Raw genomic sequence first — 2,104 nt, 5'->3', positions numbered from 1 at the left:
ACTACCGGCAACGGCGCCTATGTCTTCACCGCCCAGGCGGCAGGCGTACAGGATGTCTACGGCATCAACGGCACTACCGGCAAGCAGGTGATCTGGACGCAGTACCTCGACGTACCCACCGTTCAGGCCTTCCAGCAGCTGCCCGAAAGCAGGGTGGCCGCTTCCTTCGACACCATCGGCGTGCTCTTTAACCTACCGGTGGATGAGACCACCGCTACGGCCCAACGCTTCAGCCTGCTGAAAGGCGGTGCAGCCCTGCCCGGCACCCTCACCATCGACTCGGTACGGGCGGACAAAAAGCTCTTCTACCTTTCCGGCCTGAAGACGCTGCTGACCGAAGCGGGTGCGTATGAGTTCCGCGTGGACCTGCCCAACATCCAGTCCACCACCGGTGTGGCCGGGGTGCAGGCTCAGTCCGTCACCCTGACCGTAGACAACCAGGGCCCGCAACTGCTTCAACTGGCAAAACTGGACAGCGGTGCCCTCGACGCCCAGCACGTGAATTTCATCCAACTGCGCTTTAACGAAGAAGTCAAAAACTTCAATACCGCCTCGCTGGAACTGCGCCGCAACGGCGAGCTGCTGCCGCTCAACATTGCCCAGCTCTCCAATGGCGACCTGAAGAACTGGACGGCCGGCGCCTTCGGCACCCAGACCTACCCCGACGGCAACTACACCTTTAGTGTAAACCTCGGCGGTCTGACCGACGCCATCGGCAACCAGGGCTCCGGCAGCCAGCAGCTTTCCTGGACCGTGAACCGGGCTCAGGTGATCACCATCAGCCTGCTGAAGGCCGGTCCCGACGGTGGCCACAGCAATACCGACGGCATCACCGCCGGCCGGGCCCTCAACCTGGGCTTCCAGCTCAGCGACAGCGCCGCCTCGGTCACCATTGCCCAGGTAGACCTCAGCGGGGAAACCGTGCTGACGACTTTAACGGGAGTAGCCGGCGGACCGGTAAGCGTACCGGTGACCCTGCTCTCCGGCGGTAACACCGGCATCCGGGTGAGCGCAACGGCGCCCAACGGATCGGTAAGCAGCCTGGAGCAAAAGCTCTTCATCGATGAGCTGCCGCTCTCCGCTGCCTGGCAGCTGCCCGCAGGCTATGCCAGCATTACCCACCCGGATACGGTGCCGGTGGTGTTCTCCGCCCGCCTGCTGAACAACAGCAACCTGAATGCTGCCCTGGAGCTGCGCCGCAACGGCACCCTGGTGCCGGCCGGCGACTGGAGCATGGAGCAGCTGAATGATACCCTGTACGAAGTACGCGGCCTCCGCAGCGCCGGCAACACGCCGGGCAGCTACGAACTGCACCTGGCCACCGCAGGGCTGCAGAAGTACTCCAGCGGCAAGGAAGGCAGCAACACTGCCATCGCTTCCTGGACCCTGCTTTCGACCAACCAGGCGCCCGTGGCCCAGGCCGGAAGCGACCGGACCGTAACCGTGGCCGGCCCCGTGCAGCTCAACGCTTCGGCTTCCTCGGATGCCGACGGCAACCCGCTGACCTACCGCTGGGTAGCACCCGCAGGCATCACCCTGAACGACTCCACCTCCGCCACACCTTCCTTTACGGTAGGCAGCGCTCAGCAGGGACAACAGTTGTCCTTCCTGCTGGTGGTGAGCGACGGCGAACTGTATGCTACCGATGTGGTGGATGTATACGTACAACTGAGCACGCCTACCTGGTACCGCGACACCGACCGCGACGGCTATGGTACTGCAAAATATACCCGCGTCGCTACTAAGGCTCCTGCCGGTTACGTGGCCCTCGGAGGCGACTGCAACGATGCCAACAACACCGTTTACCCGGGAGCGCCGGAACTCTGCGACGCCCTGGACAACGACTGCAACGGCATCATCGATGATGGCCTGATCGTGAAAACCTGGTACAAGGATGCCGACAAGGACGGCTATGGCAACATTAAGTACCGCTTTGTGTCCTGTGCGGCTCCCGCCGGCTATGTGGCGGACAGCACGGATTGCAATGATGGCATCAATACCATTTACCCGGGAGCGCCGGAACTCTGTGACGCCCTGGACAACGATTGTAACGGCAAGGTGGATGATGGCCTGGTCGTGAAGACCTGGTACAAGGATGGGGATA

General features: G+C 62.5%; 1 protein-coding gene. It reads left to right on the top strand.

The features are described from left to right. A partial coding sequence (locus V9K67_RS26920) for a putative metal-binding motif-containing protein (protein WP_336728209.1) occupies positions 1–2,104 on the top strand: 2,104 nt, incomplete at both ends.

Source organism: Huijunlia imazamoxiresistens, from assembly GCF_037132455.1.
Lineage (GTDB): Bacteria > Bacteroidota > Bacteroidia > Chitinophagales > Chitinophagaceae > Flavisolibacter > Flavisolibacter imazamoxiresistens.
The sequence above is the reverse complement of the archived record's forward strand: the minus strand, read 5'-3'. Positions and strand labels throughout refer to the sequence as shown.